This window comes from Enterobacter asburiae, from assembly GCF_008080435.1.
Lineage (GTDB): Bacteria > Pseudomonadota > Gammaproteobacteria > Enterobacterales > Enterobacteriaceae > Enterobacter > Enterobacter asburiae_C.
Map to the genome: position 1 here is coordinate 398129 of NZ_VRKN01000004.1, position 26294 is coordinate 424422.

A 26294-nucleotide genomic window follows, 5' to 3' on the forward strand; every position below is an offset into this window, starting at 1 on the left:
ACGCCTTCCGGGAGGGTTTACAGGCTGGCTTTATGTGCCTGCCAGCGCTCATTCAGGTCTTCAAGCCGGGCGTTGACCGTCTTCCAGCGCGCCGAATCCATCAGCTCCTGACGGCTAAATGAACCTTTATGATACAATTGTGTAACACGCTCTGCATTGATCGGCGACAGGTTATCCAGCACGCTAACGGCACCTTTACGATTATTGCAGACCAGGATCATATCGCAACCTGCATCCAGCGACGCCTGACCGCGCTCAGCGTAGCTGCCCATGATCGCGGCCCCTTCCATCGATAAATCGTCAGAGAAAATCACGCCGTTGAAGCCCAGCTCCTGACGCAGAACGGTTTTGAGCCAGTGCGGAGAGCCGCTGGCCGGACGCGGGTCGACGTCGCTGTAAATGACGTGCGCGGGCATAATGGCATCCAGCTTGTTATCGGTGATAAGCGACTGGAAAACCGACATATCTTTGGCGCGGATCTCCGCTTCCGGGCGCGGATCGCGCGGGGTCTCTTTGTGAGAATCCGCCGTCACCGCCCCGTGCCCCGGGAAGTGTTTCCCGGTGGTTTTCATCCCGGCATCGTGCATGCCGTCGATGAACCGGGTCGCCACTGCCAGCGCAATACGCGGATCTTCATGGTATGAGCGCTCGCCAATGGCAGCGCTGATATGCCCGACATCCAGCACCGGGGCAAAGCTGATGTCGATATCCATGGCAATCATTTCGCTGGCCATCAGCCAGCCGGCCTCCTGCGCCAGTTTGCCCCCCTCTTCCGTGCCTAACAGCGCGGCAAAAGATTGGGCTGCGGGCAGGCGGGTAAAACCGTCGCGAAAACGCTGCACGCGTCCGCCTTCCTGATCGACGGCCACCACCAGATGATTGTGCGACGCGGCGCGGATCTGACGCACCAGTTCACGCAGCTGCGCCGGATCGTGATAGTTGCGGGTAAACAGGATCAGGCCACCCACCAGCGGATGCGCCAGAATTTCGCGCTCCTCCGCATCCAGCTCAAACCCTTCAACATCCAACATGACTGGACCCACATCCACCTCTCTTATCCTTTAGTTTGTAACTGACGCCAGGCATCGTCTGCCAGCGCAATAAATTGTTTGTCTCTGGACTGCCGATAGCGCATTTCAAACCAGCCAGCCATTAACATGACGACCCAGGGTCGCCAGCGTCTGACCTGACGCCTCAGCGCGTCGGGGTCAATATGTGCCACCCGGGCGTAGTCCCTGATGAGCATCTTCCGCGCGGCTTCACTCTCCGTCCAGACTGCCGCCAGCTCCAGCGCCACATCGCCATCTCCGGCATACTCCCAGTCGATAAGCCTGATGCCCGCTGACGTATGAACAATATTCCCGGCATGAACATCCATGTGCAGCGGCGCGAGCCGAATCGGCTGCGGTTCGCCCGTTTTACGCAGCCGCTTGAGATGTGCCAGCCACACTGGAGTACGCCTGTCAGGCAGGGCTTGCTGCCAGTAATGTTCAAGCAGCGGGAATAACGTAATTCGCCATCCCAGACGTGGCTGCCGGTGCAGATGATACAGCATCGCCGCAAGCTCCGGCGTGTCCGGCAGCGCGCTTTTAACGTCACCGTCCAGATAGTCGACGGCCATCCAGCCCTGTCTGAAAAAACGAGGGGCTGGCACGAAATCTGACGGAAGACGTCTCAGGGCACGAAACTGACGACGAAAATGGGAGGCAGGCGCATCGGGGTCGTGATTTTGCCGCAAGACCAGACGTCGTTCGCCCTGCTCTATAATGCAACTCGCGCCGCCAAGCCCGGAGTGGGCCTGCGGCGCGATAAGGCAGTACTGAGGAAAATAGCGCGTCAGAATCTCTTCACGCGTGCTGTCATTGTTGCGTAACCGCACCTTTACCTGACCAGATAATTTCGCCTGTCTGAACCAGCATCAGCTGCATCTGCAGGGCTGGGGTATTCACGTTACCGGTGGCGTTAGAGTAAAGCACATACTGTGCGCCAACGTTACGGGCAATGCCGATCGCCTTGCTGCGTGTGCCAAGGCTATCCTGCGGCGACAGGCCCAGCTGCTGTTTGGCTACCGCGAGCTGCTGAGCCGAGACCAGCGTAAACTTGCCGTTGTTAGCCAGGGCATTGCGCAGGGTTTCCGTCGCTTCACCCGCGTTCAGCGAACCGTTGGTACGGTTGTTCACGCTGTCGACCAGCAACACGCTGCCCGCCGTCACGCCCTGCGCCTGCAGCATTTTGCCTACCATCGGCTGCATTGCCCCATTCCAGTCGTAATGGCGTACGCGCGGCGCGGGCTGTGACGTCTGGTCCGGATGCTCAATCGGGCCTGGCTGCGCCGGAATAGACGGTACAGACGGCACGGTTGGCTGCTGCTGCGTTGGCGGTGCCGGCTGTTCAGTACCCGGTTTAGCCTCTTCCACAGGCGCAGGCTGTTCAGTACGGGTCACACACCCTGCCAGGAACAGAGCGAAAGCTGTCACGAGCGCATAGCGGCTCAAATTTTTAATCAAGGTTCACCCCTCAGAGATAAAGATAAAGTCTCACCTTATGTGCACCCAGATAGTTGGCGCTGCCATAGAGCGTTACCGACGACCTGGCCGGAATGGTGACGCTGCGTGGCGCCTCCAGCGGATGCATTTCAAGACCTCTTACGTCATACCAGAAAAAACGGTAGTGCACCGTCACTGGTTCATGTCTTTCATTAAAGAGCGTAGAGGAGGCAGATGAGTTGATTTCACTGATGGTCAACGCGGGTTGTTGCGCCGTGATGCCCGCGGCGAGCACGGAGGATTCCATTACCAGCGTCTGTTCATCATTCACGGGGATCGCCGGACGCGAACTGCATCCCACAATCATCATCGTCATTACCAGCGCTGCAATACGCCCTTTAAGCATGTCAAAGACCTTTATGTGCCAGCATCGGCCCCAGAGGACGTCCACCCAGCAGATGCATGTGAATATGATAAACTTCCTGGCCACCGTGACGGTTGCAGTTCATGATCAGACGGTAACCGTCTTCTGCAATCCCTTCCTGTTCAGCGATTTTCGCGGCCACCGTCAGCATACGACCTAACGCCACTTCATGCTCGGTTTTTACGTCGTTTACAGTCGGAATCAGAATATTGGGAATGATAAGGATGTGCGTCGGGGCCTGAGGGGAAATGTCCCGGAAAGCCGTCACCAGTTCATCCTGATAGACGATATCCGACGGAATTTCGCGGCGGATAATTTTACTGAAAATCGTTTCTTCAGCCATGACCTTTTCCTTTTTTGTTTAATCTGGCGCAATGCGTCCGCTGTAAACACACTCCCGGGATCGGTGTGTGACACAATTCAAGAGTATGAGCGAGTTTCTCCTGTCCTTTCAACCTCCTCCCTCGATTTCTTTCCTGAATGTTCATCAGCTGAGTGAAGAGTGACCGCTCGCGCGTCTAAGTGGCGTTTTTTAAGACACAAATAAAAAAGGCAGCCATTCGGCTGCCTTAGTCTCCCCAGGTCACAACTTAGTTGCCGCGGATGTACTCATCCATTTCGGTTTTCAGGTTATCGGATTTGGTACCGAAGATTGCCTGTACACCAGAACCTGCAACAACTACGCCCGCTGCGCCCAGTTTTTTCAGACCCGGCTGGTCTACTTTCGCTACGTCGGCAACGCTCACACGCAGACGAGTGATGCATGCGTCCAGGTTAGTGATGTTCTCTTTACCACCAAACGCTGCGACCAGAGCCGGAGCCATTTCGCTGGTAGCGCCTGCTTTGCTGTCTTCTGTCGCATCTTCACGGCCTGGGGTTTTCAGGTCCAGTGCTTTAATCAGCACGCGGAAGATGGTGTAGTACGCAACGGCATAGCATGCACCCACGATTGGGAACAGCCACAGTTTGCTGCTGTTACCGGACAGAACGATGAAGTCGATCAGGCCGTGAGAGAAGGACGTACCATCACGCATACCCAGCAGAATACAGATTGGGAACGCCAGGCCCGCCAGAATCGCGTGGATAACGTACAGGATCGGCGCAACGAACATGAAGGAGAACTCGATCGGCTCGGTGATACCGGTCAGGAACGAGGTCAGCGCTGCGGAGATCATGATACCGCCCACTTTTGCACGGTTCTCTGGCTTAGCAGAGTGCCAGATAGCAATCGCTGCAGCTGGCAGACCGTACATTTTGAACAGGAAGCCACCAGACAGTTTACCTGCAGTTGGGTCACCCGCCATGTAACGTGGGATATCGCCGTGGAATACCTGACCTGCTGCGTTGGTGAATTCACCAATCTGCATCTGGAATGGAACGTTCCAGATGTGGTGCAGACCGAATGGCACCAGGCAACGCTCGATGAAGCCGTAGATACCAAACGCCACAACCGGGTTCTGGTAAGCCGCCCACTGAGAGAAGGTCTGGATAGCAGAGCCGATTGGTGGCCAGATGAAGGACAGGATCACGCCAGTGAAAATCGCTGCCAGACCAGAGATGATCGGAACGAAACGCTTGCCCGCGAAGAAGCCCAGATACTCAGGCAGCTTGATGCGATAGAAGCGGTTAAACATATACGCTGCAATCGCACCGGAGATGATACCGCCCAGAACACCGGTGTCCGCCAGGTGTTTCGCGGCGATCTCTTCTGCCGGTAAGTGCAGAACCAGCGGCGCAACCACAGCCATGGTTTTCACCATGATGCCGTAGGCAACCACTGCAGCCAGCGCAGAAACGCCGTCGTTATTGGTGAAGCCCAGAGCCACACCGATCGCGAAGATCAGTGGCATGTTAGCAAAGACAGAACCGCCTGCTTCGGCCATCACGTGGGACACTACGGCTGGCAGCCAGCTGAAGTTAGCAGAACCGACACCCAGCAGGATACCTGCGATAGGCAGTACGGATACTGGCAGCATCAGCGATTTACCGACCTTTTGCAGGTTAGCAAATGCATTCTTAAACATAATTGAGAGTGCTCCTGAGTATTTGTGCTTTTTTTACGCTTTCACGCATTGGCCCGGGGGGAGTACCGTGCCGTGGACAGGACATCTAAGCGCCCTTTATTTATTACACAGAGTAAAATAATTCCCTCTGAGTTTGTTTGACGGCTATCACGTTTCAGCTTAAGACGGTCGAAAAACTTTCAGTTATTTACAAAAAGCATGTCTGGATGTGTCTAAAAACACCTTCACCGCCCCAAATGAGGCGGTGAACTTTACTCGCTTTACTTATTAATTACGAGCCTAAAAAAAACAGGTGTATCAGACAGATTGCAGGCGGGCGGGGTCGATATGGAACAGCGTGGAGAAGTTTTCCGTCGTCACGCGGGCCAGCTCATCGATGCTGACGCCCTTCAGTACGGCCATGTACTCAGCCACATCTCTCGTCATTGCGGGCTGGTTCTCTTTACCGCGATGCGGCACCGGTGCGAGATATGGAGAATCTGTCTCCACCAGAATGCGATCGAGCGGAACATAACGTGCAGCATCACGCAGCTGCTCAGCGTTACGGAACGTCACGATCCCCGAAAACGAGATATAAAACCCCAAATCAAGCAGCTTACCCGCCGTTTCTCTGTCTTCTGTGAAACAGTGTAGTACGCCACCGCAATCCGTCACGTTTTCTTCCCGGAGGATCGCCAGGGTATCCGCACGCGCGTCGCGGGTGTGGACGATAACCGGCTTGTTCAGTTCCCGGCCTATGCGAATATGGTTGCGGAAGGACTCCTGCTGACGCGGTTTGGTTTCCGGCGTGTAAAAATAGTCCAGCCCGGTCTCTCCCATCGCCACCACGCCCTCTTCTGCTGCCAGTCGGCGCAGATCCTCAACGTCGTACGCCTCGTCCTGATTCAGCGGATGCACGCCGCAGGAGAACACCACGTTATCGCGAACGCCCACCAGCTCACGCATAGTGCGATAACCCGGCAGCGTCGTCGCCACCGCAAGACAGAATTTCACATCGCGGGCAGCGGCCTTTGCCAGCACGTCATCCACGTTTTTATGCAGGGATTGATAATCCAGGCCATCAAGATGGCAGTGTGAGTCGACTAAAAACATAATGTCTCTCTCAGAGATGGGAAACAGGCGGTGTGACGCCGGGTTGCAGGTAATGTTCAATACGCAGTAACTGGTCGGTCAGTAAAAGCTCGCGATTAAGACCCGTCACGGTTAAGAGCTGTTCACGACTCTGGCATATTTCATGGAGCATCACATGAAGAACCGTGCCTGAAAGGCGGTTCGCCAGCGTATTCACCAGTGGCCACGCATCCGGGTTGGTCAGCAGCGTTGCCCCTTGCTGGATTTTGAGCGCATCCAGCAGTAAGGAGGCCAGCCAGTGCAGACGCTCAACGGCCCGATCGCTGTTAAGCGCAGGCAGTAAACTTAGCCAGTCGTGGCTGTTCAGTGAAGCGTCGACGGCCCGGCAGAGCGTTTCTCGCTCAGACCAGACGTCAGGTTGCAGTAATGCCAGCGCCGCAGCTGGCGCACCGCTGCTCAGACGCAAGGCGGACAGCGCACTCTCAGGTGACGTTGTCACCTCTCGTTCAAGCCAGCTTAACGCCCACGATTCCTGAGGCACCGCAAGGTGATGAAGACGACAACGACTGCGCAACGTCGCCAGTAATCGTCCCGGGTCACGGCATGAGAGGAAAAACCACGTTTTTACCGGCGGCTCTTCCAGGGTTTTAAGCAGAGCGTTCGCCGCCGCCTCGGTGAGCAGCGTGGCGTCTTTAAGCCAGACCACTTTAGCGCCGCCCAGCCGCGCGTGTTCATACAATTTTTCACTGACTTCACGCACGGCATCAATGCCGAGCGCACTTTTGCCCTTCTCGGGCTCAAGGGTGTAGTAGTCAGGATGCGTGCCCGCCTGCATCAGCTGACAGCCACGGCATTTACCACAGCTCTTGTGCCCTTCCGGCTGCTGACACATCAGAAAACGGGTGATGGCATAAATCAGCGCATCATCACCCATCCCTGGCAATGCCTGAATCAGTAACGCATGATGCCCCCGACCCGCCTGATAGCTGCCGATCAGCTGTTCAAAGTGTGGGCGCAACCATGGATACCATTTCATGCCTGCTGCTCCTGCACCCACCGCGTAATGGTTTGCTGAATGTCACGCGTGACGTCGTCCAGGGATTGCGTCGCATCGATGGTACAAATTGAGCTGTCCTGCGCGGCCAGTTCAAGATAGCGCGCACGGGTGCGGTTAAAGAAATCAAACGACTCTTGTTCAATGCGGTCCAGCTCACCGCGCGCGCGCGCACGTTTGAGACCTACTTCCGGGGTCACATCCAGATAGAGCGTCAGGTCGGGGCGAAAATCCCCCAATACGGCATTACGCAGCGTGGCCAGCATTGTCTGGTCGATACCGCGTCCTCCGCCCTGATACGCCTGAGTCGACAGATCGTGACGGTCGCCGATCACCCACTTGCCGTCGGCCAGGGCAGGTTTGATAACCGTCTCAACCAGCTGAACGCGCGCCGCGTAGAACATCAGCACTTCGGCTTTGTCAGTGATAACTTCGTCGCCGACGGATTTAATATCCAGCACCAGGCTGCGCAGCTTTTCAGCCAGCTGCGTGCCGCCCGGCTCGCGGGTAAATACCATGTCCGCCACGCCAAGTGCTTTGAGCGTATCCACCACCACGTTGCGGGCGGTGGTTTTACCCGCCCCTTCGAGTCCCTCAATGACAATGTATTTACTGCGCATTTTTTTCCTTAAGTGCCTTCAGATAGTCCTGAACAGAGCGATTGTGGCTGGCAAGGTTGGTGTTAAAGGTATGCCCCCCTTTTCCATCAGCCACAAAATAGAGATACGGTGTTTTAGCCGGATGCGCGGCAGCTTTGAGCGACGCGTCACTCGGCGTGGCAATCGGGCCTGGCGGTAAACCGCTAATCACGTAGGTATTATACGCCGTTGGCGTCTCCAGATCTTTTCTTGAGATCTTGCCGGTATAGCTCTCGCCCATGCCGTAGATAACGGTAGGGTCGGTTTGCAGACGCATGCCGATACGCAGACGGTTGATAAATACCGATGCCACCCGATCGCGCTCAGCAGCGACGGCCGTCTCTTTCTCAATGATCGAGGCCATGGTCACAAACTGGTTTGGATCGCTGTAAGGCAATCCTTCCATTCGCCCTTCCCAGGCGGCATCCACGGCGGCGACCATTTTTTTGTGCGCCCGCTTCAGGATGGACACATCGGTCGTGCCTGCCGTGTACATCCAGGTGTCTGGCCAGAACCAGCCTTCCACCCATTCCGGATGTTCAAGCTTCAGTGCTTCAGCCACCGTCTGATAGCTATCGTCTTTTAACGTATGTTTGATATACGGCGCGTCACGCAGCTGTTTGAGGTAATCGCTCAGGCGCATCCCTTCCACAAACCGTAAGGGGAACTGGGCTTCTTTGCCGCTTTCCAGCAGCTGCAGCATCTCTCTGACGCTCATTCCCGGCGTAAAGCGATAGGTACCGGCTTTGAAATGTGACAGCTCAGGTTCCACGCGCAATAGCCACTGGAATACACGTGGACGATTAATAATCTTGTCGCCATAGAGCTGTTCCCCAAGCGCCTGACGGCCGGTTCCCGCTTTCAGGGTAAAGATCGTTTCATCTTTAACCAGGATCTTACTGTCCGCCAGCTGGCGAACTTTCCATATGCCAGCTCCGCCAGCGACGCCCAGCGCAACGATGAGGATAAGGACAAAGCGCAACATTTTTTTCATGACTATCTGGTTTGCTCACGTATCGGGGCTAAAAACTGAAACAGTTCGCGCGAAGACCAGCGTTGTTGACCATACGCACGAACGGGTACAACTGGCATCAGCGCATTGCAGATGATAACTTCCTCTGCGGTCTGTAATGCAGTTTCTCCTGCGCTAACTTCGACAACGCGAAAGCCAGAGCGTGCCAGCTGTTCCAGACAAAGCTGACGCATTAACCCATTTACGCCAGCGTATTCCAGCGACGGAGTGAACACCTCTTCCCCCTGCCGCCAGAGTAAATTAGCCGCACAGCATTCCGTAATGAACCCTTCGCTGTCAAGAACCAGCGCTTCATCGGCGTCCGTCTGTTCAAGATGAGTACGAATGAGCACCTGCTCCAGGCGATTGAGATGCTTAAGCCCGGCCAGCATCGGGTTTCGTCCCAGTCGTATTGGGCTCAGCGTCAGCGTGACGCCGTCTTCTCGCCAGCGAGAGTAATGCGCAGGATAAGCAGAAACGGAGAGGATACGCGTTGGATTGAGGCACGATGCGGCGCTATAACCCCGGCCACCACTGCCGCGGCTGATGATAACCTTGAGTACGCCGCTGTGCTTCCCGGATGCAAGCTGGCCCATTTCCTGACGCAATGTGTCCCAGTGCGTAAAGGGGATCATTAGCTTTTCACAGCCATGCTGCAGGCGTCGAATGTGCGCCTCCAGCAGGCAAACATCACCGTCCAGAATGCGCGCCGTCGTAAAGCAACCATCACCGAACTGTATCGCCCTGTCGCTGGCAGGCAGCGTGTCCTGCTCAAGGCCATTGATTAAAAACATGGTGGCTCCTTATGCGTGGGCATTTAGTCTGGCAGGATGTTATGCAGCCGACAAGAAGATTAGGCTTAATAAAAAAGGCCCGGCAAGCGGACCTTTTTAATTGCTATCGGGACGTCAGGATCAGATCTTTTTGAAGATCAGAGAACCATTGGTGCCGCCGAAGCCGAAGGAGTTACACAGAGTGTACTCCATACCGCTAACCTGACGCGCTTCGTGAGGAACGAAGTCCAGATCGCAACCTTCATCCGGGTTATCCAGATTGATGGTTGGCGGAACAGCCTGATCGCGCAGCGCAAGGATGGAGTAGATTGACTCTACTGCACCCGCCGCACCCAACAGGTGACCGGTCATGGACTTCGTGGAGCTCACCATTACGCGGCGGGCAGATTCGCCGAAGATAGACTTAACCGCCTGAGCTTCAGCTTTATCGCCTGCAGGCGTAGAGGTGCCGTGCGCGTTCACGTAGCCAATTTGTGCTGGGGTAATACCCGCATCACGAATCGCGTTTTCCATCGCCAGCGCAGCACCCGCGCCGTTCTCCGGAGGAGACGTCATGTGGTAAGCATCGCTGCTCATGCCGAAACCAACGATTTCAGCATAAATTTTCGCACCGCGTTTTTTCGCGTGTTCGTACTCTTCCAGTACGATCATGCCCGCCCCGTCGCCCAGCACGAAGCCGTCACGGTCTTTATCCCACGGACGGCTCGCCGCCTGCGGGTTGTCATTACGGGTAGACAGCGCACGCGCCGCACCAAAACCGCCTACACCCAGTGGGGTACTGGCTTTTTCAGCACCGCCCGCAACCATAGCATCTGCATCGCCGTACGCAATAATGCGCGCGGCCTGGCCGATGTTATGTACGCCAGACGTACAGGCGGTCGCGATAGAAATGCTTGGCCCACGCAGGCCGAACATGATGGTCAGGTGACCCGCCACCATATTAACAATCGTGGACGGAACGAAGAACGGGCTGATCTTACGCGGGCCGCCATTCATCAGAGATGTATGGTTTTCCTCGATCAGGCCAAGACCGCCAATCCCGGAGCCGATAGCGGCGCCGATACGGGTTGCGTTCTCTTCCGTAATCTCAAGGCCAGAATCCTGCATGGCCTGAACGCCAGCGACAATTCCATATTGAATGAAGGCATCCATCTTGCGCTGTTCTTTGCGCGAGATGATCTCTTCACAGTTAAAATCCTTTACTAAGCCAGCAAATTTCGTTGCATAGGCGCTAGTATCGAAATGGTCGATTAGGCTGATGCCGCTCTGACCGGCAAGGAGAGCTTTCCAGGTGGACTCTACGGTATTGCCGACAGGAGACAACATGCCAAGTCCGGTCACAACTACACGACGCTTAGACACGTTTGTCCTCCAGGGAGGGATAAAAAAAGAGATTCGTGGGACTAAAAAAGATAAAACTCAGGCGGTCGAATGACCGCCTGGAGATGTTCACTTACGCCTGGTGACCGTTGATGTAATCAATGGCAGCCTGAACGGTGGTGATCTTCTCAGCTTCTTCGTCCGGAATCTCAGTATCAAACTCTTCTTCCAGAGCCATTACCAGCTCAACGGTGTCAAGAGAATCTGCGCCCAGGTCTTCAACGAAGGAAGCGGAGTTCACAACTTCTTCCTGCTTAACGCCCAGCTGCTCGCCGATAATTTTCTTAACGCGTTCTTCGATAGTGCTCATACTCTTAAATTTCCTATCAAAACTCGCTTTCGCGATGGTTTTCGTAGTGTATAAAATGTTGAAAAATTTGCAACTAAATCCCGGCAGTTCGTACCACGATTTTACGTTATTTTGAGGCCATTCGCCCTAATAACGCAAATATTTTTCATCGTGGTTAAACCATATACATCCCGCCGTTGACGTGGAGGGTCTCACCAGTGATGTAACCCGCTTCGTCAGAGGCTAAAAATGCAACCGCGCTGGCGATTTCTTTAGGGTCGCCAAGACGACCCGCCGGAACTGCCGCCAGCGTACCCGCACGCTGCTCATCCGTCAGCGCACGCGTCATGTCCGTTTCAATAAAGCCCGGAGCAACAACGTTTACTGTAATACCGCGGGACGCAACTTCACGCGCCAGCGACTTACTGAAACCAATCAGACCTGCTTTCGCCGCAGCGTAGTTAGCCTGACCAGCATTTCCCATGGTACCAACCACAGAACCGACAGTGATAATACGTCCATGACGCTTTTTCATCATAGCGCGCATTACCGCTTTTGACAGACGGAATACAGATGACAGGTTGGTTTCGATGATATCGTTCCACTCGTCGTCTTTCATTCGCATTAACAGGTTATCACGCGTGATCCCGGCATTGTTTACCAGAATATCCACTTCGCCAAACTCTGCGCGAATATTTTCCAGAACAGATTCGATAGATGCAGGTTCAGTCACATTCAGTACCAGACCTTTACCGTTTGCACCCAGATACTCGCTGATATTCTTCGCGCCATTCTCGCTGGTTGCTGTACCAATCACCTTCGCGCCGCGCGCAACCAGTGTTTCAGCAATTGCGCGCCCGATACCGCGGCTTGCGCCAGTGACCAGGGCAATTTTTCCTTCAAAACTCATGGTATTCCTCTTTTATTGCGAGAGTGCCGCTGACAGGGCTTCCGGCTCGTTAATCGCCGAGGCTGTCAGGGTGTCAACAATACGTTTTGTCAGGCCGGTGAGGACTTTACCTGGGCCGACTTCATACAGATGCTCAACGCCCTCCGCTGCCATAAACTCAACGGTTTTGGTCCACTGTACCGGGCTGTAGAGCTGGCGAACCAGTGCGTCACGGATAGCTTCCGGCGTGGTTTCGCATTTCACATCGACGTTGTTCACGACCGAAATCGTCGGTGCGTTAAACGTAATTTTTTCCAGCTCAACCGCCAGTTTCTCGGCAGCAGGCTTCATCAGCGCGCAGTGAGACGGCACGCTGACCGGAAGCGGCAGTGCACGCTTAGCACCCGCAGCTTTACAGGCCGCACCCGCACGCTCAACCGCTTCTTTATGACCGGCAATAACCACCTGGCCCGGCGAGTTGAAGTTTACCGGAGAGACAACCTGACCTTCAGCAGATTCTTCACACGCTTTCGCAATCGCAGCATCATCCAGACCAATGATGGCAGACATGCCACCGGTACCCGCTGGCACCGCTTCCTGCATGAATTTACCGCGCAGTTCCACCAGACGTACTGCGTCAGCAAACGCGATCACACCGGCACACACCAGCGCAGAGTATTCACCCAGGCTATGACCCGCGAGCAGCGCTGGCGCTTTACCGCCCTGCTGCTGCCAGACACGCCACAGCGCAACGGACGCGGTCAGCAGCGCTGGCTGGGTCTGCCAGGTTTTGTTCAGTTCTTCGGCCGGACCCTGCTGGGTCAGCGCCCATAAATCATAACCCAGTGCATCAGAAGCTTCACGGAAAGTCTCTTCAATTACCGGATAGTGTGCTGCCATTTCAGACAACATCCCAACGGTTTGAGAGCCCTGGCCCGGAAACACAAAAGCAAATTGCGTCATTTTTTATTCCTTATACTAGAAACGAACCAGCGCGGAACCCCAGGTGAACCCGCCACCGAAGGCTTCAAGCAAGACCAGCTGGCCCCGTTTGATTCGTCCATCGCGTACCGCTTCATCAAATGCGCACGGTACCGACGCCGCAGAGGTGTTGCCGTGACGATCCAGCGTCACCACAACGTTATCCATCGACATGCCCAGCTTTTTCGCGGTCGCGCTGATGATGCGCAGGTTTGCCTGATGCGGCACCAGCCAGTCGAGCGCGGAGCGCTCAAGGTTATTCGCTTCCAGGGTTTCATCAACGATGTGCGCAAGCTCAGTCACCGCCACCTTGAACACCTCGTTCCCTGCCATGGTCAGGTAAATCGAGTTGTCCGGATTAACGCGATCGGCGTTAGGCAGAGTCAACAGTTCGCCATAGCGGCCATCAGCATGAAGATGCGTCGAGATGATACCCGGCTCTTCGGACTGCCCCAGCAGCACCGCACCCGCACCATCACCAAAAATAATGATCGTTCCACGATCGGTTGGATCGCAGGTACGCGCCAGCACGTCAGCACCGATCACCAGCGCATATTTAACGGCACCGGATTTCACGTACTGATCGGCAACGCTCAGCGCATAGGTGAAGCCTGCGCACGCGGCAGCGACGTCAAACGCCGGACAGCCTTTAATGCCGAGCATGTTCTGCACCTGGCACGCCGCGCTTGGGAAAGCATGCGTGGCAGACGTCGTGGCGACCACGATCAAACCAATCTGTTCTTTATCAATGCCCGCCATTTCGATAGCACGCTGTGCGGCTTCGTAACCCATGGTCGACACGGTTTCGTCTGGCGCGGCAATACGACGTTCACGGATACCTGTGCGCGTGACAATCCACTCGTCAGACGTATCTACCATTTTTTCCAGATCGGCGTTGGTACGCACTTGTTTTGGCAGGTAGCTGCCGGTACCTAAAATCTTCGTATACATGTACGCTCAGTCACTTTTAGCTAATACAGATTCCAGGCGAGCGGCAATCCGCTGAGGGACTTGTCGCTGCACCGCCTGCACTGCCTGTTCAATCGCGACAGCAAATGCTCGCTGATTGGCGGCGCCATGACTCTTAATCACGATGCCGCGCAATCCTAACAGACAGGCGCCATTATACTGGTCGGGGTTGAGGTGACTGAATCGCCGCGTCAGGCTCTTTTGTAACCAACGCTTCAATAAAATTAGCCACCAGGCGCTTTTTTTACCTTCTCCCTGAGATTTCAGCAGAGAAAGAAACATGCGCACAACCCCTTCCATGGTCTTCAACGTTACGTTTCCGGTGAAGCCATCGCACACCAGAACATCCGTTTTACCCGTCAACAACTCATTGGCTTCGAGATAACCAATATAGTTGATGGAGGGAACCTGTTTGAGCAATTCAGCCGCTTCGCGAATGCTATCCAGGCCTTTGGTCTCTTCTTCACCAATGTTCAGTAACGCAACACGGGGATTGTTGATCCCGACTACTTCTTCTGCCAGCACCGAACCCATCACGGCAAACTGAGCCAGCATAGTACTATCACAGTCGACGTTAGCGCCCAAATCGAGCACCACCGTTTTGCCCTTCTGCTGATGCGGTAACACCGTCACCAGCGCCGGGCGCTCAATACCTTCGATAGGTTTGAGCAGCAATTTCGACAGCCCCATCAGCGCGCCGGTATTCCCCGCGCTAACGCAAGCCTGGGCTCGTCCTTCTTTCACCAGCTCCAGCGCTATCCGCATAGAGCTGCCACGACTATTGCGAATAGCCTGCGAGGGTCGGGCATCACTGGCAATAACTGACTGCGCAGGAATAATCTGCAGACGCGAACGTTGTTCAAAGTCAGCTTTTGCGAGTAATGGCGTGATTGCGTCGGGATTGCCGACTAAAAGAAGTGTGAGTTGCGAATTAGAATTCAGTGCCTGCAATGCTGCAGGCACTGTCACGGAAGGGCCAAAATCTCCCCCCATGACATCTAACGCCAGGGTTAGACGTGTCAAGGTATCGTCGCAGCCTGGTTCGGTAAATTCCCCGTTTGCACGGGGAAATCCTCACTAAGCCTAATCACGCTTGCGCGTGATTACTTAGTGATAACCTTGCGGCCGCGGTAGAAACCGTCAGCGGTGATGTGGTGACGCAGGTGTTTCTCACCAGAAGTCTTGTCTACAGACAGGCTGGTAACTGCAGTCAGCGCGTCATGGGAACGACGCATGCCACGTTTGGAACGGGTTGGTTTATTCTGTTGTACGGCCATGGACCTTACTCCTCAATTACTTACGCTTTAAGCTGGCTAATACGGCAAATGGGTTTGGTTTTTGCGCTTCATCAGGCAATTCCCCAAAGACCATGTCCGCCTCGGACACTTCACAGTGTTCAGAATCATGCACCGGAACCACTGGCAAGGTGAGGATGATTTCATCTTCAACCAGAGCCAGAAGATCGATTTCACCGAATTCGTTAACCTCAATCGGCTCATACGCTTCCGGGAGTGCTTCAGCCTGTTCGTCAGAACGAACCGGACTGAAACAATACGTTGTGTGAACATGCTGTACAAACGGTTTCCCGCAACGCTGACACTCGAGCGTTACCGTCACCTTTGCATCACCGGTTAAAACGGCGAGACGCTGGTTGTCGATAGCGAACGACATGGAGCATTCTACATCACTGTCCACACTGACTACGGATTCGGCAATACGCTCGGCCTGATCGGAAGTATAGATACCTTCGTAATCGAGGCGTTTTTGAGCCGTACGAACCGGATCAAGAGTCAGGGGTAATTTTACCTTTTGCATAGGGCGCGCATATTAACTTTGTAACGTCATAGAGTCAAAGAAAAAGGCAACCAGAGCTGCCTTTTGCCAATTATTCGCACACATTGCGGCCTGTAGTTTAAAATGGCTGGCATCGATACGCTATATCTGGTGATAAAAATATGCCAAATCTCGTCCTTGCTTCCACGTCTCCCTACCGCCGAATGCTGCTGGAAAAGCTCGGGATCCCGTTTGAATGCGCCGCGCCAGAGGTTGATGAGACGCCACAGCCGGGCGAATCACCGCGTCATCTGGTGACGCGTCTTGCTAAGGAGAAAGCGCAGTCGCTGGCCGCACGCTATCCTTCGCATTTGATTATAGGCTCCGATCAGGTTTGCGTGCTGGACGGCGAAATCACCGGCAAGCCCCATACGGAGGAGAACGCCTGCCAGCAGCTTCTGCGTGCGCGAGGCACTATCGTGACCTTTTATACGGGCCTGGCGCTCTATAACTCCGCCACTGGTCATCTGCAAACCGAATGCGAGCCGTTCGACGTACACTTCCGCCATCTCAGCGAGCAAGAGATTATGGATTATGTGCGTCGGGAACGTCCGCTGAACTGCGCAGGAAGCTTTAAAAGTGAAGGATTGGGGATTGCGCTGTTCGACAAGCTGGACGGTCGCGATCCCAACACGCTGGTGGGGTTACCGCTGATTGCCTTGTGTCAGATGTTAAGGCGAGAAGAGTGTAATCCGCTGACCATGTGACTGGAACATTGCGGCCTGATGCCCTCACCCCGGCCCTCTCCCACAGGGAGAGGGAGGAAGGCAAAATCAGCCGCGCAGAACCTTAAGACAGCGTTTCAACTGCTCATCCAGCGGCGCTTCAATACGGATGACTTCCCCCGTATTAGGATGGGTAAACTTCAGCGCTGCCGCATGCAGGAACAGACGCGACAGTCCCGTTCCCGCCAGTTGCTTATCAAACTCGCGGTCGCCATAGCGGTCATCAAAGGCGATTGGGTGCCCTGCAAACTGGGTATGCACACGGATCTGGTGGGTACGGCCCGTCACCGGGCTGCAGCGTACCAGCGTGGCAAATTCGTAGCGTTCTTCCACTTTAAAGCGCGTCTCAGAGGGTTTCCCTTCCTGGTTCACGCGGACAATGCGCTCGCCGCTCTGCAAAATATTTTTCAGCAGCGGCGCCTGCACCACTTTTACATGAGACTGCCACTGACCGCGAACCAGCGCCAGGTAGTCTTTCTGCATCCCTTTTTCACGCAGCTGTTCATGCAGAGAACGCAGCGCAGAACGCTTTTTCGCCACCAGCAGTACGCCAGAGGTGTCACGGTCAAGACGATGCACCAGTTCAAGAAAACGCGCTTCCGGGCGCAGGGCACGCAGCCCTTCAATCACGCCGAAGCTCAGACCGCTACCGCCATGGACAGCCGTTCCTGAAGGCTTATTCAGCACCAGAATGTGGTCATCTTCGTAAAGGATCACATCGCTCAGGGCCGCCACTTTCTGTAGCTTCGGTGAAACGGTCTCTTCTTCACGTTCCGCAACGCGCACCGGCGGAATACGCACTTCATCACCCGCCTCGAGTTTGTACTCGGGCTTCACGCGTTTTTTGTTAACCCGCACCTCGCCCTTACGCAGGATGCGGTAAATCATGCTCTTTGGCACCCCTTTCAACTGGGTGCGCAAAAAGTTATCGATACGTTGCCCCGCGTCATCTTCGGCGATGGCAACCATTTTTACGGCTGGAGTCTCTGTTTTCATGGTTGGCGATTCTAAATATCGTCAGCCATTAGCGCCACTCATTTTTCTATGCTTATATTTACTTTTACCCGGCCAGCTCCTCGTTTCGCGCAACCGATTTGGTGGTTATTAAGCCAATCGCCATTCTGAAGTGAAGAAACTGTGAGTAACCGGGTGATAATTGGTAAAAGTCATCTTGCTATAACCCGGCGAGCAGTGGAATAATGAGGCTGTTTTCCGTGTTAAATCCTGGTTAAGTAAGGATGTTGACGGAATGACCAATTTTGTCTGACCGATCATCCACGCAGCAATGGCGTAAGACGTATTGATCTTTCAGGCAGTTAGCGGGCTGCGGGTTGCAGTACTTCCCGGTATAAGGATTGTTCTCTGGAGAGTTCTACCCAGGCAATTCCCCTGATAATTGCGCTGTGTTTCCGTATGAAACACAGGCAACCGACACTCTGCGCCTCTTAAGCGAGCGACAACCGTGAGGTTGGCGACGTGAACAGACACGAGGCCATCGGTTCATACCCCGGAAAGCGTCACCTTGCCCGCAGCTTTGTCGTCAATGTAAGAATAACGAGTAAGTTACGATGAAAAGAATGTTAATCAACGCAACTCAGCAAGAAGAGTTGCGTGTCGCCCTTGTGGATGGGCAGCGCCTGTACGATCTGGATATCGAAAGTCCTGGACACGAACAGAAAAAAGCGAACATTTACAAAGGTAAAATCACCCGCATTGAACCAAGCCTTGAAGCTGCATTTGTCGATTACGGTGCTGAGCGTCATGGTTTCCTCCCTCTGAAAGAAATCGCCCGCGAATATTTCCCCGCAAACTACAACGCCCATGGCCGCCCAAACATCAAAGATGTTCTGCGTGAAGGTCAGGAAGTTATTGTTCAGATTGATAAAGAAGAGCGCGGCAACAAAGGTGCCGCACTGACCACCTTTATCAGCCTGGCAGGGAGCTATCTGGTTCTGATGCCTAACAACCCGCGTGCGGGTGGCATCTCTCGCCGTATCGAAGGTGATGACCGTACCGAGCTGAAAGAAGCGCTGGCAAGCCTCGAACTGCCTGATGGCATGGGGCTTATCGTGCGTACCGCAGGCGTAGGCAAATCCGCCGAAGCCCTGCAGTGGGACCTGAGCTTCCGTCTGAAGCACTGGGAAGCCATTCAGAAAGCAGCGGAAAGCCGCCCGGCTCCGTTCCTGATCCACCAGGAAAGCAACGTTATCGTGCGTGCCTTCCGTGATTACCTGCGTCAGGACATCGGTGAGATTCTGATCGACAACCCGAAAGTGCTTGAGCTGGCGCGCCAGCACATCGCCGCGCTGGGTCGTCCGGATTTCACCAGCAAAATTAAACTGTACACCGGTGAAATCCCGCTGTTCAGCCACTATCAGATCGAATCCCAGATTGAGTCCGCCTTCCAGCGTGAAGTGCGTCTGCCATCCGGCGGTTCTATCGTTATCGATACCACTGAAGCGCTGACCGCTATCGACATCAACTCCGCGCGTGCAACACGCGGTGGCGATATCGAAGAGACCGCCTTCAACACTAACCTTGAAGCCGCTGATGAAATCGCCCGCCAGCTCCGCCTGCGCGACCTGGGTGGTCTGATTGTTATCGACTTCATCGACATGACCCCTGTTCGCCACCAGCGTGCGGTTGAAAACCGTCTGCGCGAGGCGGTGCGTCAGGATCGTGCGCGTATCCAGATTAGTCATATCTCACGCTTCGGCCTGCTGGAGATGTCCCGTCAGCGTCTGAGCCCGTCTCTTGGTGAGTCCAGCCATCACGTTTGTCCGCGCTGCTCCGGCACCGGTACCGTGCGTGATAACGAATCGCTGTCCCTCTCTATCCTGCGTCTGATTGAAGAAGAAGCGCTGAAAGAGAATACCAAAGAGGTTCACGCGATTGTTCCTGTGCCAATTGCTTCCTACCTGCTGAACGAAAAACGTGCAGCGGTAAGTGCCATTGAAACGCGTCAGGGTGGCGTTCGCTGCATCATCGTGCCAAACGATCAGATGGAAACCCCGCACTATCACGTGCTGCGTGTCCGTAAAGGCGAAGAGACGTCCACGCTCAGCTACCTGCTGCCGAAGCTGCATGAAGAAGAGATGGCCCTGCCTTCCGATGAAGAGCCAGCCGAGCGTAAACTGCCAGAGCAGCCTGCGTTAGCGACCTTCATCATGCCTGAAGCGCCACCGGAAGCGGCCCTGGAAAAACCTGCGGCCCAACCTGCAGCGCAGAAACCAGAAGCAGCGGTAGCGAAAGCCCAGCCGGCGCAACCGGGTCTGCTGAGCCGCTTCTTTGGCGCGCTGAAGAAGATGTTTGCTGATGAAGAAGTTCAGCCAGAGCAGCCGAAAGAAGAGCCTAAAGCGGCCAAACCAGAGCGTCAGCAGGACCGCCGTAAGCGTCAGAACAACCGCCGCGATCGTAATGACCGTAGCGACCGTAATGACCGCGGTGAGCGTCGTGATAACCGTTCTGAGAATAACGAAGGCCGTGAGCAACGCGAAGACAACCGTCGCAACCGTCGCGAGAAACAACAGCCGAATGTTGAAGATCGTGAAATTCGCCAGCAGGCGGGCGATGAGTCTGAGAAGAGCAAACCGCGTGACGACCAGCAGCCGCGCCGTGAACGCAACCGTCGCCGTAACGACGAGAAGCGTCAGGCACAGCAGGAAGTCAAAAACCTGAACCGCGAAGAGCCTGTTGAACAGCAGGACGGCGAGCAGGAAGAACGTACTCAGGTTATGCCGCGTCGTAAGCCGCGCCAGCTTGCTCAGAAAGTACGCTTCACCTCTGAAGCTACCGAAGAATCAACCGTTGTCGCGGTTGAAACAAGCGAGAGCGCAACCGGTACACAAGTGGCAAAAGTTGACCTGCCAGCGGTCGTTGAAAACAACGTTGAGCAGGATGATAGCGGTGAAAACCGTGATAACGCCGGTATGCCGCGCCGTTCACGTCGTTCTCCACGTCATCTGCGCGTCAGCGGTCAGCGTCGTCGTCGCTATCGTGACGAGCGTTACCCGACTCAGTCACCAATGCCACTGACCATTGCCTGTGCTTCACCAGAAATGGCGTCAGGTAAAGTCTGGATCCGCTACCCGGTTGCTCGCCCGGAGCAGGTTGTTGAAGAACAGCCTGTAACCGAAGAGGTGATTGCACCCGCAGCTGCGGTAGAAGACGTCGTGACTGAAGCAGCAACCGTGGTTGAACCTCAGGTTGTTGAAACTGAAGCACCTCACGCAGTGGAAGTTGAAACCACCCATCCAGAAGTGATTGCCGCGCCGGTTGATGCCGCACCGCAGCTTATTGCCGAAGAAGATGCCGTGGTGGCAGAGGAAGTGGCTGAAGAGGCTGTACCTGTAGCCGCAGTGGAAGACACCGCTGAAGACACCGCTGAAGCCATCGTCGAAACTACCACTGAAGAAGTCGTTCAGGACGTTGAGATTCAGGTTGAACCGGTTGTTGAAGAAACGAAAGCGCCTGAAGTGAAGCCAGCGCCGGTTGTTTCTGCGCCAGCCGCTGCCCACGTGGCGACAGCGCCTATGACGCGCGCTCCGGCGCCGGATTACGTGCCTGAAGCACCACGTCAAAGTGACTGGGTACGCCCGGAGTTCAACTTCGAAGGTAAAGGCGCTGCAGGCGGCCACAGTGCAACGCATCAGGCGACTGCACCGGCAACGCGTCCGCAGTCTGTCGAATAACGACACTGAAAGTAAAAAGCCGACCTTCGGGTCGGCTTTTTTATGGCTGCTGTACGGGCTTTCTCATCCCGGTGACCTCCGGCATTACCTGCCGCATCAACTCCAGAAAACGCCGCAAGCGTGCCGGATAATAACGGGACCAGGGATAAACCAGATGCACCGGTAACGCCGCTGGCTGCCACTCTGGCAGCAAATGTACCAGTCGCCCTTCCCGAATATCATCCTGTACCGTCCAGCTGGATACCACCGCCACGCCAAGGCCAGTGAGCGCCGTATTGCGTGCGACATACAGGCTATCCGTGCTGAGGCGTGGGGTAATTGCCACTCGCGCAGTGGCAGGTGTTGCATCGTGAAAAAGCTCCACATGGCGCTGATAGAAAGAGCTGATAGCTATCCACGGAAACTGTTGCAAATCCTCCGGCGTGGTAACCGTTGGAAAACGGGCCAGCAGTGCCGGGGAAGCCACTACCGAGCGCGGCACTTCAGCCAGCAGCACGGATACGGTCGCCGGATCGACTTCCACTCCCACCCGAATAGCACAGTCAAGGTTGTCGCCGAGGAAGTCCGCCGACCGATCGTTGAGCATCCACTCAATCGAAAGCTGCGGATAGCGTTGCAAAAATTCGGTTACTGGTTTCAGAAGCTGATCCTGACCAAACGCGTGGGGTGCCCGCACCCGCAGCACGCCTACGGGCTCATCTTCCGTCTGCCCCACCTCATCTTCCAGCGCCAGCCAGCTGTCAATCACCCGACGGGCGTGCTGATAGCAGCGTTCGCCGTCATCCGTCAGCCGCGTCGTATGGGTTGTGCGCAATATCAGGCGCACGCCCAGCATGGTCTCCAGCGACTGTAACCGTCTGCTCACCGTGGCCTGGGTTGTGGCCAGCTGCCGTGCCGCTGCGGAGAGGGAACCCGCCTCTACTATCCGGACAAACGTCCGCATTAACTCCACCCTGTCTATACGCTCAGCTCTTTTCATCGTATTTTCACTTATACGTTCAACGTATAAGCGTTTTACCACCGGGCCTGCTACCGTCGCAAGGCGTACTGATAAAAAATAGCCTCACACGACGAATGAGGAACATCTTATGAACACAACAACCGCCGCCCATGCCGTGAGCCGCTGGGTAATCTTAATGCTGGCGATAGGTGCAGGTTTCAGCGTGGCATCTATCTATTATGCTCAGCCTCTGCTGCCGCTGATGGGCGCAGACCTTCATCTGAGTATCGAAGGAATGGGCATGGTCCCGACGCTCACCCAGGCGGGTTATGCCCTGGGGATCCTGTTCCTGTTACCGCTCGGCGATCGCCACGACCGCAGGACGTTAATCCTGATAAAGAGTGCGGCGCTGGCGCTGTTTCTTCTCGGCTGTAGCCTGACCGGGCAGATCCATTCTCTGCTGCTGGCTAGCCTGCTCATCGGCATGGCCGCCACCATGGCACAGGATATCGTCCCTGCCGCAGCCATTCTTGCGCCGGAAGGTAAACAGGGGAAAACCGTGGGCACGGTAATGACCGGGCTGCTGATGGGTATCTTATTATCAAGAACCGTGAGCGGCGTGGTGGGCGAAGCGTTTGGCTGGCGCGTCATGTACCAGCTGGCGGCGGCGAGCATTGCGTTCATCGGGGTAATGATGTGGTTTGTGCTTCCCCGTTTTGCCATTCACTCCACGCTGAGCTACCCCGCGCTGATGCGCTCAATGGAACATCTGTGGCGTCGTTATCCGGCGCTGCGCCGTGCGGCGCTGGCTCAGGGTTTTCTGTCGATTGCCTTTAGCGCCTTCTGGTCTACACTTGCGGTTATGCTGCTGGAACGCTATCACCTCGGGAGTGCCGTCGCGGGTGGTTTTGGTATTGCAGGTGCCGCCGGTGCGTTAGCTGCCCCGCTGGCAGGGGGTCTGGCGGACAAACTGGGCGCAGGAAAAGTCACGCAGCTTGGTGCAGTCCTTGTGACCGTCTCATTCGCCCTGATGTTCCTGATGCCCGCGTTGGGCGTTCATGGACAGCTGATGCTGATCGCCGTCTCTGCCGTCGGGTTCGACCTGGGTCTGCAGTCCAGCCTGGTCGCTCACCAGAACCTGGTATACAGCCTTGAACCGCAGGCGCGTGGTCGCCTCAACGCCCTGCTCTTTACGGTGGTCTTTATCGGGATGGCGCTGGGTTCCGCGTTAGGCAGCAATATCTACTCGCTGGCTGGCTGGACGGGTGTGGTCGCGCTGGCGACAGTCTGTGGTGCCATTGCACTGGCAATCCGTCTGATAGAAAGCGCACGAGTCGCCTCCGTACCGGCGGAAGTTGCATAAAAAAAATGCCCAATCCAGACGGATTGGGCAGTAAAACATGCCCAGTTTCAAGACATGTTCTAAGAGGTCAAGATGTTATTTGTTCAGCTGGAACAGAGACATGCCCTGCATATCGCTAAACGCTTTATAAGACGCCTGCAAGGCCGCCTGCTGCATGGTGTAAGAGGAAATCGCTTCGTTCCAGTCAACATCCACCAGATCACTCATCTGTTTGGTCTGACCCAGCGCGCGGTCATCACCCAGCGTATCGAGTTTTTCCAGCTCGTTCATCTTGGTTCCTACATCCGCAACGACCGTCAGGACATTGTTCTGGGAATTTTTGATGCCGATTTGCGCATTGGTAATCACCAGGTTTTGCGCCGTTGCGGCAGCCGGATCGTTTTCAATCGGTGTCTTCAGCGACGCAATGGCAGAATCCAGGATTTTGAACATGTTGGTCTGGCCATATCCACCACCCGGCAGCTGTTCTGCATTACTGGTAATGCTTTCAAAAATTTGCTGTCCGGTATGGCTAATAGTCATATTTCGCGCCGTATCAACCTGCTGCGTGATGGCCTCTGCGCCGCCGTTATAATCCCCGGTCACGGCATCAAACGGTGCGCTCTCGGTTTTGTATCCCGCAAAGATAAAGCGACCATTACCATCCGTCGTGTTGGCCAGGTTCATAAGCTGATCGCGGATCCCCTGAATATCGGTCGCCAGAGAAAGACGGTCGTCATCGCTTAATGTGCCGTTCGACGCGTAAACTAACTTCTCGCGCACGCTTGAGATTGCGGTGTTCACCTGGGTTAACACGTTATCTTCCAGCGAGACCTTCTGTGTTGCAAAGGTACGCGCGAGTGCAAACTGACTGTTTTGCGACTGAGATTGCGACAGAACGATGGCCTGCGACGCGGCGATAGGATCGTCCGAAGGACGATTGACGCGCTTACCGGTGGACATCTGCTCACCGTAGCTCAGCCATCTGCTCTGGGAATCGGTGATCCCACGCATGTTCTGCTCATACATCATCTGGGTGCTAATACGCATTGTTCACCTCAACCTTAACGAATGTTGATAATTGCATCGAAGAGCGTACTGGCAGTTTGTAGTACCTGGGCATTGGCCAGGTAATACTGCTGATAACGCTGCAAATTGCCATACTCTTCGTCGAGGTTTACCCCAGAGATGGTCTGCTGCTGCTTGATTAACTGCGTTTCCACATTGGCTTTCGTCTGGCTGCTCACCTTCAGTGACGCCGTTGAGCTACCGACGGTACTGACGAGAGAGGCATACGCATCGTTGAAGGTTTTGTTGCCCCCCACCACTTTAGCGTTTTGCAGATCAAGCAGTTTCTGGCCGTTACGGTTATCACTTTCGCCGCCGTTCAGCACCGATGCCATCGCCAGTTTGGACTCGTCGCTGATCGCGAGATCCATGTTCATGATGACGTTGGAAACAGGCTTCACGGTGAAACTGTCTTTGGTATTTGCCGTGCCGCTCACATTGACGTTAAGGCCATCAAACGACAGATTACCGCTGGCATCCGGGCTCATCGTAAAGCTGGTTTTGTCTGATGTGCGGGTGACTGTCCAGTCAGTGCCGTTAAATTGCAGCTTATAGTCTGTCGCCTGGACTTGTTTGCTGTCCGCCACAGAAGCCGTGACAACAGCCGAGCCGCCGTTCTTGCTGCTGGAAAGCACCGCCGGAGAACCAAAGTTGAACAGCTTACCGCCCGCATCACCGTTCGCATCAAAACCGGCTTCATGCTGCGTGTTCATCGCATCGGCAAAGGCAAGCGCCATCTGGTTCAGGCTGTTACGGGCTTTATCCAGATCTTCGGTGCGGAAGGTCAGTAAACCGCCTAAAGAACCGGTGGTGATAAATTTCTCCGGGATCTCAATATTACCCGCCACGTCATCGACGTAGGCGATGGTAGTACGAGCTGGATCGGCGCTGGACTTCACGGCCGCCAGCTGGCTGGCTTTGCTGCCCTGCACCAGGCTGTACCCGTTGCCGAGAGAGATATTAAACGTGCCGCTATCCTGTACGGAGACTTCCACGCCAACGATTTTGTTCAGTTCAGTCACGAGCTGATCGCGCTGGTCAAGCAGATCGTTAGGCGATGCGCCCGCACCGACACCGGTCAGACGAGAAATCTGATCGTTCAGATTCGCAATCTGTGTCGCGTAGTTGTTGATCTGAGACACGCTGCTTGAGATGGCGGTATTAACCTGCGTATCCTGGTCACGGAGATACTGATCGTTGGTTTTAAACTGATTGACCAGACCACCCGCTTTACCCAGCACCGTCTGACGTGCAGCCGGGTCTTCCGCGTTGCTCACCAGGGTTTGCAGGCTTTTGAAGAAGTCCTGCAGGGTGGTGGAGAGCGAGTTGGTCGTATCGGAGAGCACATCGTCGATTTTTGACATCTGCTGATAGCGCGTCGTCAGACCGCTGCTCTGCGTTTGCGCGGCGCGCAGCTGGTTGGTGATGAAGGCGTCATACTCACGCTGGACACCGGAGACATAGACCCCGTTACCCACCCAGCCACCGCCGGTCAGCGTGCTGTTAGATGCGCCCAGCACCGTGGTCTGGCGGGTATAACCTGCCACGTTATAGCTTGAAATATTATTACTGACGGTATTGAGTGCCGACTGCGCAGCACTGAGGCCACTCATGGCGCTGTTAATCAAACTGGACATGGGGGTTCCTTTTATACGTTCAGACACGAGTCCTGATGAAGGTTATC

The 26294-nt window shown here is 55.1% G+C and carries 26 protein-coding genes; 3 read left to right on the forward strand and 23 right to left on the reverse strand.

The genetic code is table 11. The features are described 5' to 3' along the window. Window positions 1-17: 17 nt before the first annotated feature. The 19 genes from nagZ to yceD all read right to left on the reverse strand — a co-directional run bounded on the left by nagZ (window position 18) and on the right by yceD (window position 15826). On the reverse strand, window positions 18-1043 hold the full coding sequence (nagZ, locus tag FU672_RS10615) for a beta-N-acetylhexosaminidase (RefSeq protein WP_148243285.1): 1026 nt from the start codon (window positions 1041-1043) through the stop codon (window positions 18-20). 11 nt (window positions 1044-1054) lie between these two features. Next, window positions 1055-1879 carry a thiamine kinase gene (thiK, locus tag FU672_RS10620; protein WP_148243221.1) on the reverse strand — a complete coding sequence of 275 codons (825 nt, stop codon included), beginning with the start codon at window positions 1877-1879 and terminating at the stop codon, window positions 1055-1057. Further along, on the reverse strand, window positions 1860-2504 hold the full coding sequence (gene lpoB, locus FU672_RS10625; RefSeq protein ID WP_148243286.1) for a penicillin-binding protein activator LpoB: 645 nt from the start codon (window positions 2502-2504) through the stop codon (window positions 1860-1862). Before lpoB ends, thiK begins: the two co-directional genes overlap by 20 nt. Window positions 2505-2517: 13 nt before the next feature. After that, window positions 2518-2892: a YcfL family putative periplasmic lipoprotein gene (locus FU672_RS10630; RefSeq protein ID WP_063144624.1), complete on the reverse strand. Its 375-nt coding sequence runs from the start codon at window positions 2890-2892 to the stop codon at window positions 2518-2520. 1 nt (window position 2893) lies between these two features. Continuing rightward, window positions 2894-3253 carry a purine nucleoside phosphoramidase gene (hinT, locus tag FU672_RS10635; protein WP_006809243.1) on the reverse strand — a complete coding sequence of 120 codons (360 nt, stop codon included), beginning with the start codon at window positions 3251-3253 and terminating at the stop codon, window positions 2894-2896. A gap of 247 nt (window positions 3254-3500) precedes the next feature. Beyond that, complete coding sequence (ptsG, locus tag FU672_RS10640; RefSeq protein WP_148243222.1) at window positions 3501-4934, reverse strand: PTS glucose transporter subunit IIBC; 1434 nt, start codon at window positions 4932-4934, stop codon at window positions 3501-3503. Between the two features lie 297 nt (window positions 4935-5231). After that, entirely contained in the window at window positions 5232-6026 is a 795-nt protein-coding gene (locus tag FU672_RS10645; protein ID WP_148243223.1) for a metal-dependent hydrolase, read from the reverse strand. A 10-nt stretch (window positions 6027-6036) separates the two neighbouring features. Further along, window positions 6037-7041, reverse strand: a complete 1005-nt coding sequence (gene holB / locus FU672_RS10650) for a DNA polymerase III subunit delta' (protein ID WP_148243224.1) — start codon at window positions 7039-7041, stop codon at window positions 6037-6039. Then, complete coding sequence (gene tmk / locus FU672_RS10655) at window positions 7038-7679, reverse strand: dTMP kinase (RefSeq protein ID WP_148243225.1); 642 nt, start codon at window positions 7677-7679, stop codon at window positions 7038-7040. Before tmk ends, holB begins: the two co-directional genes overlap by 4 nt. Beyond that, on the reverse strand, window positions 7669-8691 hold the full coding sequence (gene yceG / locus FU672_RS10660; RefSeq protein WP_148243226.1) for a cell division protein YceG: 1023 nt from the start codon (window positions 8689-8691) through the stop codon (window positions 7669-7671). The genes tmk and yceG overlap by 11 nt, the downstream gene beginning before the upstream one ends. 2 nt (window positions 8692-8693) lie before the next feature. Continuing rightward, window positions 8694-9503 carry an aminodeoxychorismate lyase gene (pabC, locus tag FU672_RS10665; protein ID WP_148243227.1) on the reverse strand — a complete coding sequence of 270 codons (810 nt, stop codon included), beginning with the start codon at window positions 9501-9503 and terminating at the stop codon, window positions 8694-8696. Window positions 9504-9623: 120 nt separating this feature from the next. Then, the gene (gene fabF, locus FU672_RS10670; RefSeq protein ID WP_148243228.1) at window positions 9624-10865 is read right to left on the reverse strand and encodes a beta-ketoacyl-ACP synthase II; all 1242 of its coding nucleotides are present in this window, start codon (window positions 10863-10865) and stop codon (window positions 9624-9626) included. A 91-nt stretch (window positions 10866-10956) separates the two neighbouring features. Continuing rightward, complete coding sequence (gene acpP / locus FU672_RS10675; RefSeq protein ID WP_003857954.1) at window positions 10957-11193, reverse strand: acyl carrier protein; 237 nt, start codon at window positions 11191-11193, stop codon at window positions 10957-10959. A 154-nt stretch (window positions 11194-11347) separates the two neighbouring features. Further along, a complete protein-coding gene (gene fabG, locus FU672_RS10680) occupies window positions 11348-12082 on the reverse strand; it encodes a 3-oxoacyl-ACP reductase FabG (protein WP_148243229.1) in 735 nt (244 codons plus the stop codon). Between the two features lie 12 nt (window positions 12083-12094). Beyond that, entirely contained in the window at window positions 12095-13024 is a 930-nt protein-coding gene (fabD, locus tag FU672_RS10685; RefSeq protein WP_148243230.1) for an ACP S-malonyltransferase, read from the reverse strand. 15 nt (window positions 13025-13039) lie between these two features. Beyond that, window positions 13040-13993, reverse strand: a complete 954-nt coding sequence (locus FU672_RS10690) for a beta-ketoacyl-ACP synthase III (RefSeq protein WP_148243231.1) — start codon at window positions 13991-13993, stop codon at window positions 13040-13042. Between the two features lie 6 nt (window positions 13994-13999). Beyond that, window positions 14000-15034, reverse strand: a complete 1035-nt coding sequence (gene plsX / locus FU672_RS10695; protein ID WP_148243232.1) for a phosphate acyltransferase PlsX — start codon at window positions 15032-15034, stop codon at window positions 14000-14002. An 80-nt stretch (window positions 15035-15114) separates the two neighbouring features. After that, the gene (gene rpmF / locus FU672_RS10700; protein WP_003857964.1) at window positions 15115-15288 is read right to left on the reverse strand and encodes a 50S ribosomal protein L32; all 174 of its coding nucleotides are present in this window, start codon (window positions 15286-15288) and stop codon (window positions 15115-15117) included. A gap of 16 nt (window positions 15289-15304) precedes the next feature. Then, a complete protein-coding gene (gene yceD, locus FU672_RS10705; protein WP_014883375.1) occupies window positions 15305-15826 on the reverse strand; it encodes a 23S rRNA accumulation protein YceD in 522 nt (173 codons plus the stop codon). Between the two features lie 140 nt (window positions 15827-15966). Here yceD and FU672_RS10710 point away from each other — a divergent pair, with 140 nt between their 5' ends. Continuing rightward, entirely contained in the window at window positions 15967-16551 is a 585-nt protein-coding gene (locus FU672_RS10710) for a Maf family protein (protein ID WP_148243233.1), read from the forward strand. A 66-nt stretch (window positions 16552-16617) separates the two neighbouring features. Here the strand turns inward: FU672_RS10710 and rluC are convergent, their stop codons facing one another. After that, window positions 16618-17565 (reverse strand): 23S rRNA pseudouridine(955/2504/2580) synthase RluC, encoded by a 948-nt coding sequence (gene rluC, locus FU672_RS10715; protein ID WP_148243234.1) that lies wholly within the window; start codon window positions 17563-17565, stop codon window positions 16618-16620. A 572-nt stretch (window positions 17566-18137) separates the two neighbouring features. On the opposite strand from rluC, the gene rne reads away from it, so the two are divergent. Then, a complete protein-coding gene (gene rne, locus FU672_RS10720) occupies window positions 18138-21260 on the forward strand; it encodes a ribonuclease E (protein WP_148243235.1) in 3123 nt (1040 codons plus the stop codon). A 40-nt stretch (window positions 21261-21300) separates the two neighbouring features. Here rne and FU672_RS10725 read toward each other — a convergent pair whose 3' ends face one another. After that, window positions 21301-22203: a LysR substrate-binding domain-containing protein gene (locus tag FU672_RS10725; RefSeq protein ID WP_410053328.1), complete on the reverse strand. Its 903-nt coding sequence runs from the start codon at window positions 22201-22203 to the stop codon at window positions 21301-21303. A gap of 145 nt (window positions 22204-22348) precedes the next feature. Here FU672_RS10725 and FU672_RS10730 point away from each other — a divergent pair, with 145 nt between their 5' ends. Next, window positions 22349-23563: an MFS transporter gene (locus FU672_RS10730; protein WP_148243237.1), complete on the forward strand. Its 1215-nt coding sequence runs from the start codon at window positions 22349-22351 to the stop codon at window positions 23561-23563. A gap of 75 nt (window positions 23564-23638) precedes the next feature. On the opposite strand, the gene flgL is transcribed toward FU672_RS10730, so the two are convergent. Beyond that, window positions 23639-24592: a flagellar hook-associated protein FlgL gene (gene flgL / locus FU672_RS10735; protein ID WP_148243238.1), complete on the reverse strand. Its 954-nt coding sequence runs from the start codon at window positions 24590-24592 to the stop codon at window positions 23639-23641. A gap of 14 nt (window positions 24593-24606) precedes the next feature. Continuing rightward, window positions 24607-26247, reverse strand: coding sequence for a flagellar hook-associated protein FlgK (flgK, locus tag FU672_RS10740; RefSeq protein WP_148243239.1), 1641 nt, complete (start codon window positions 26245-26247; stop codon window positions 24607-24609). Window positions 26248-26294 lie beyond the last annotated feature (47 nt).

What these genes read in the sequence shown, in the direction of transcription:
- yceD (WP_014883375.1), bottom strand. Translation starts at nt 15,826, where the DNA reads ATGCAAAAGGTAAAATTACCCCTGACTCTTGATCCGGTTCGTACGGCT.
- acpP (WP_003857954.1), bottom strand. Translation starts at nt 11,193, where the DNA reads ATGAGCACTATCGAAGAACGCGTTAAGAAAATTATCGGCGAGCAGCTG.
- fabD (WP_148243230.1), bottom strand. Translation starts at nt 13,024, where the DNA reads ATGACGCAATTTGCTTTTGTGTTTCCGGGCCAGGGCTCTCAAACCGTT.
- FU672_RS10710 (WP_148243233.1), top strand. Translation starts at nt 15,967, where the DNA reads ATGCCAAATCTCGTCCTTGCTTCCACGTCTCCCTACCGCCGAATGCTG.
- FU672_RS10630 (WP_063144624.1), bottom strand. Translation starts at nt 2,892, where the DNA reads ATGCTTAAAGGGCGTATTGCAGCGCTGGTAATGACGATGATGATTGTG.
- flgK (WP_148243239.1), bottom strand. Translation starts at nt 26,247, where the DNA reads ATGTCCAGTTTGATTAACAGCGCCATGAGTGGCCTCAGTGCTGCGCAG.
- FU672_RS10725 (WP_410053328.1), bottom strand. Translation starts at nt 22,203, where the DNA reads ATGCGGACGTTTGTCCGGATAGTAGAGGCGGGTTCCCTCTCCGCAGCG.
- FU672_RS10730 (WP_148243237.1), top strand. Translation starts at nt 22,349, where the DNA reads ATGAACACAACAACCGCCGCCCATGCCGTGAGCCGCTGGGTAATCTTA.
- holB (WP_148243224.1), bottom strand. Translation starts at nt 7,041, where the DNA reads ATGAAATGGTATCCATGGTTGCGCCCACACTTTGAACAGCTGATCGGC.
- FU672_RS10645 (WP_148243223.1), bottom strand. Translation starts at nt 6,026, where the DNA reads ATGTTTTTAGTCGACTCACACTGCCATCTTGATGGCCTGGATTATCAA.
- FU672_RS10690 (WP_148243231.1), bottom strand. Translation starts at nt 13,993, where the DNA reads ATGTATACGAAGATTTTAGGTACCGGCAGCTACCTGCCAAAACAAGTG.
- flgL (WP_148243238.1), bottom strand. Translation starts at nt 24,592, where the DNA reads ATGCGTATTAGCACCCAGATGATGTATGAGCAGAACATGCGTGGGATC.
- tmk (WP_148243225.1), bottom strand. Translation starts at nt 7,679, where the DNA reads ATGCGCAGTAAATACATTGTCATTGAGGGACTCGAAGGGGCGGGTAAA.
- yceG (WP_148243226.1), bottom strand. Translation starts at nt 8,691, where the DNA reads ATGAAAAAAATGTTGCGCTTTGTCCTTATCCTCATCGTTGCGCTGGGC.
- ptsG (WP_148243222.1), bottom strand. Translation starts at nt 4,934, where the DNA reads ATGTTTAAGAATGCATTTGCTAACCTGCAAAAGGTCGGTAAATCGCTG.
- pabC (WP_148243227.1), bottom strand. Translation starts at nt 9,503, where the DNA reads ATGTTTTTAATCAATGGCCTTGAGCAGGACACGCTGCCTGCCAGCGAC.
- fabG (WP_148243229.1), bottom strand. Translation starts at nt 12,082, where the DNA reads ATGAGTTTTGAAGGAAAAATTGCCCTGGTCACTGGCGCAAGCCGCGGT.
- rpmF (WP_003857964.1), bottom strand. Translation starts at nt 15,288, where the DNA reads ATGGCCGTACAACAGAATAAACCAACCCGTTCCAAACGTGGCATGCGT.
- rne (WP_148243235.1), top strand. Translation starts at nt 18,138, where the DNA reads ATGAAAAGAATGTTAATCAACGCAACTCAGCAAGAAGAGTTGCGTGTC.
- rluC (WP_148243234.1), bottom strand. Translation starts at nt 17,565, where the DNA reads ATGAAAACAGAGACTCCAGCCGTAAAAATGGTTGCCATCGCCGAAGAT.
- hinT (WP_006809243.1), bottom strand. Translation starts at nt 3,253, where the DNA reads ATGGCTGAAGAAACGATTTTCAGTAAAATTATCCGCCGCGAAATTCCG.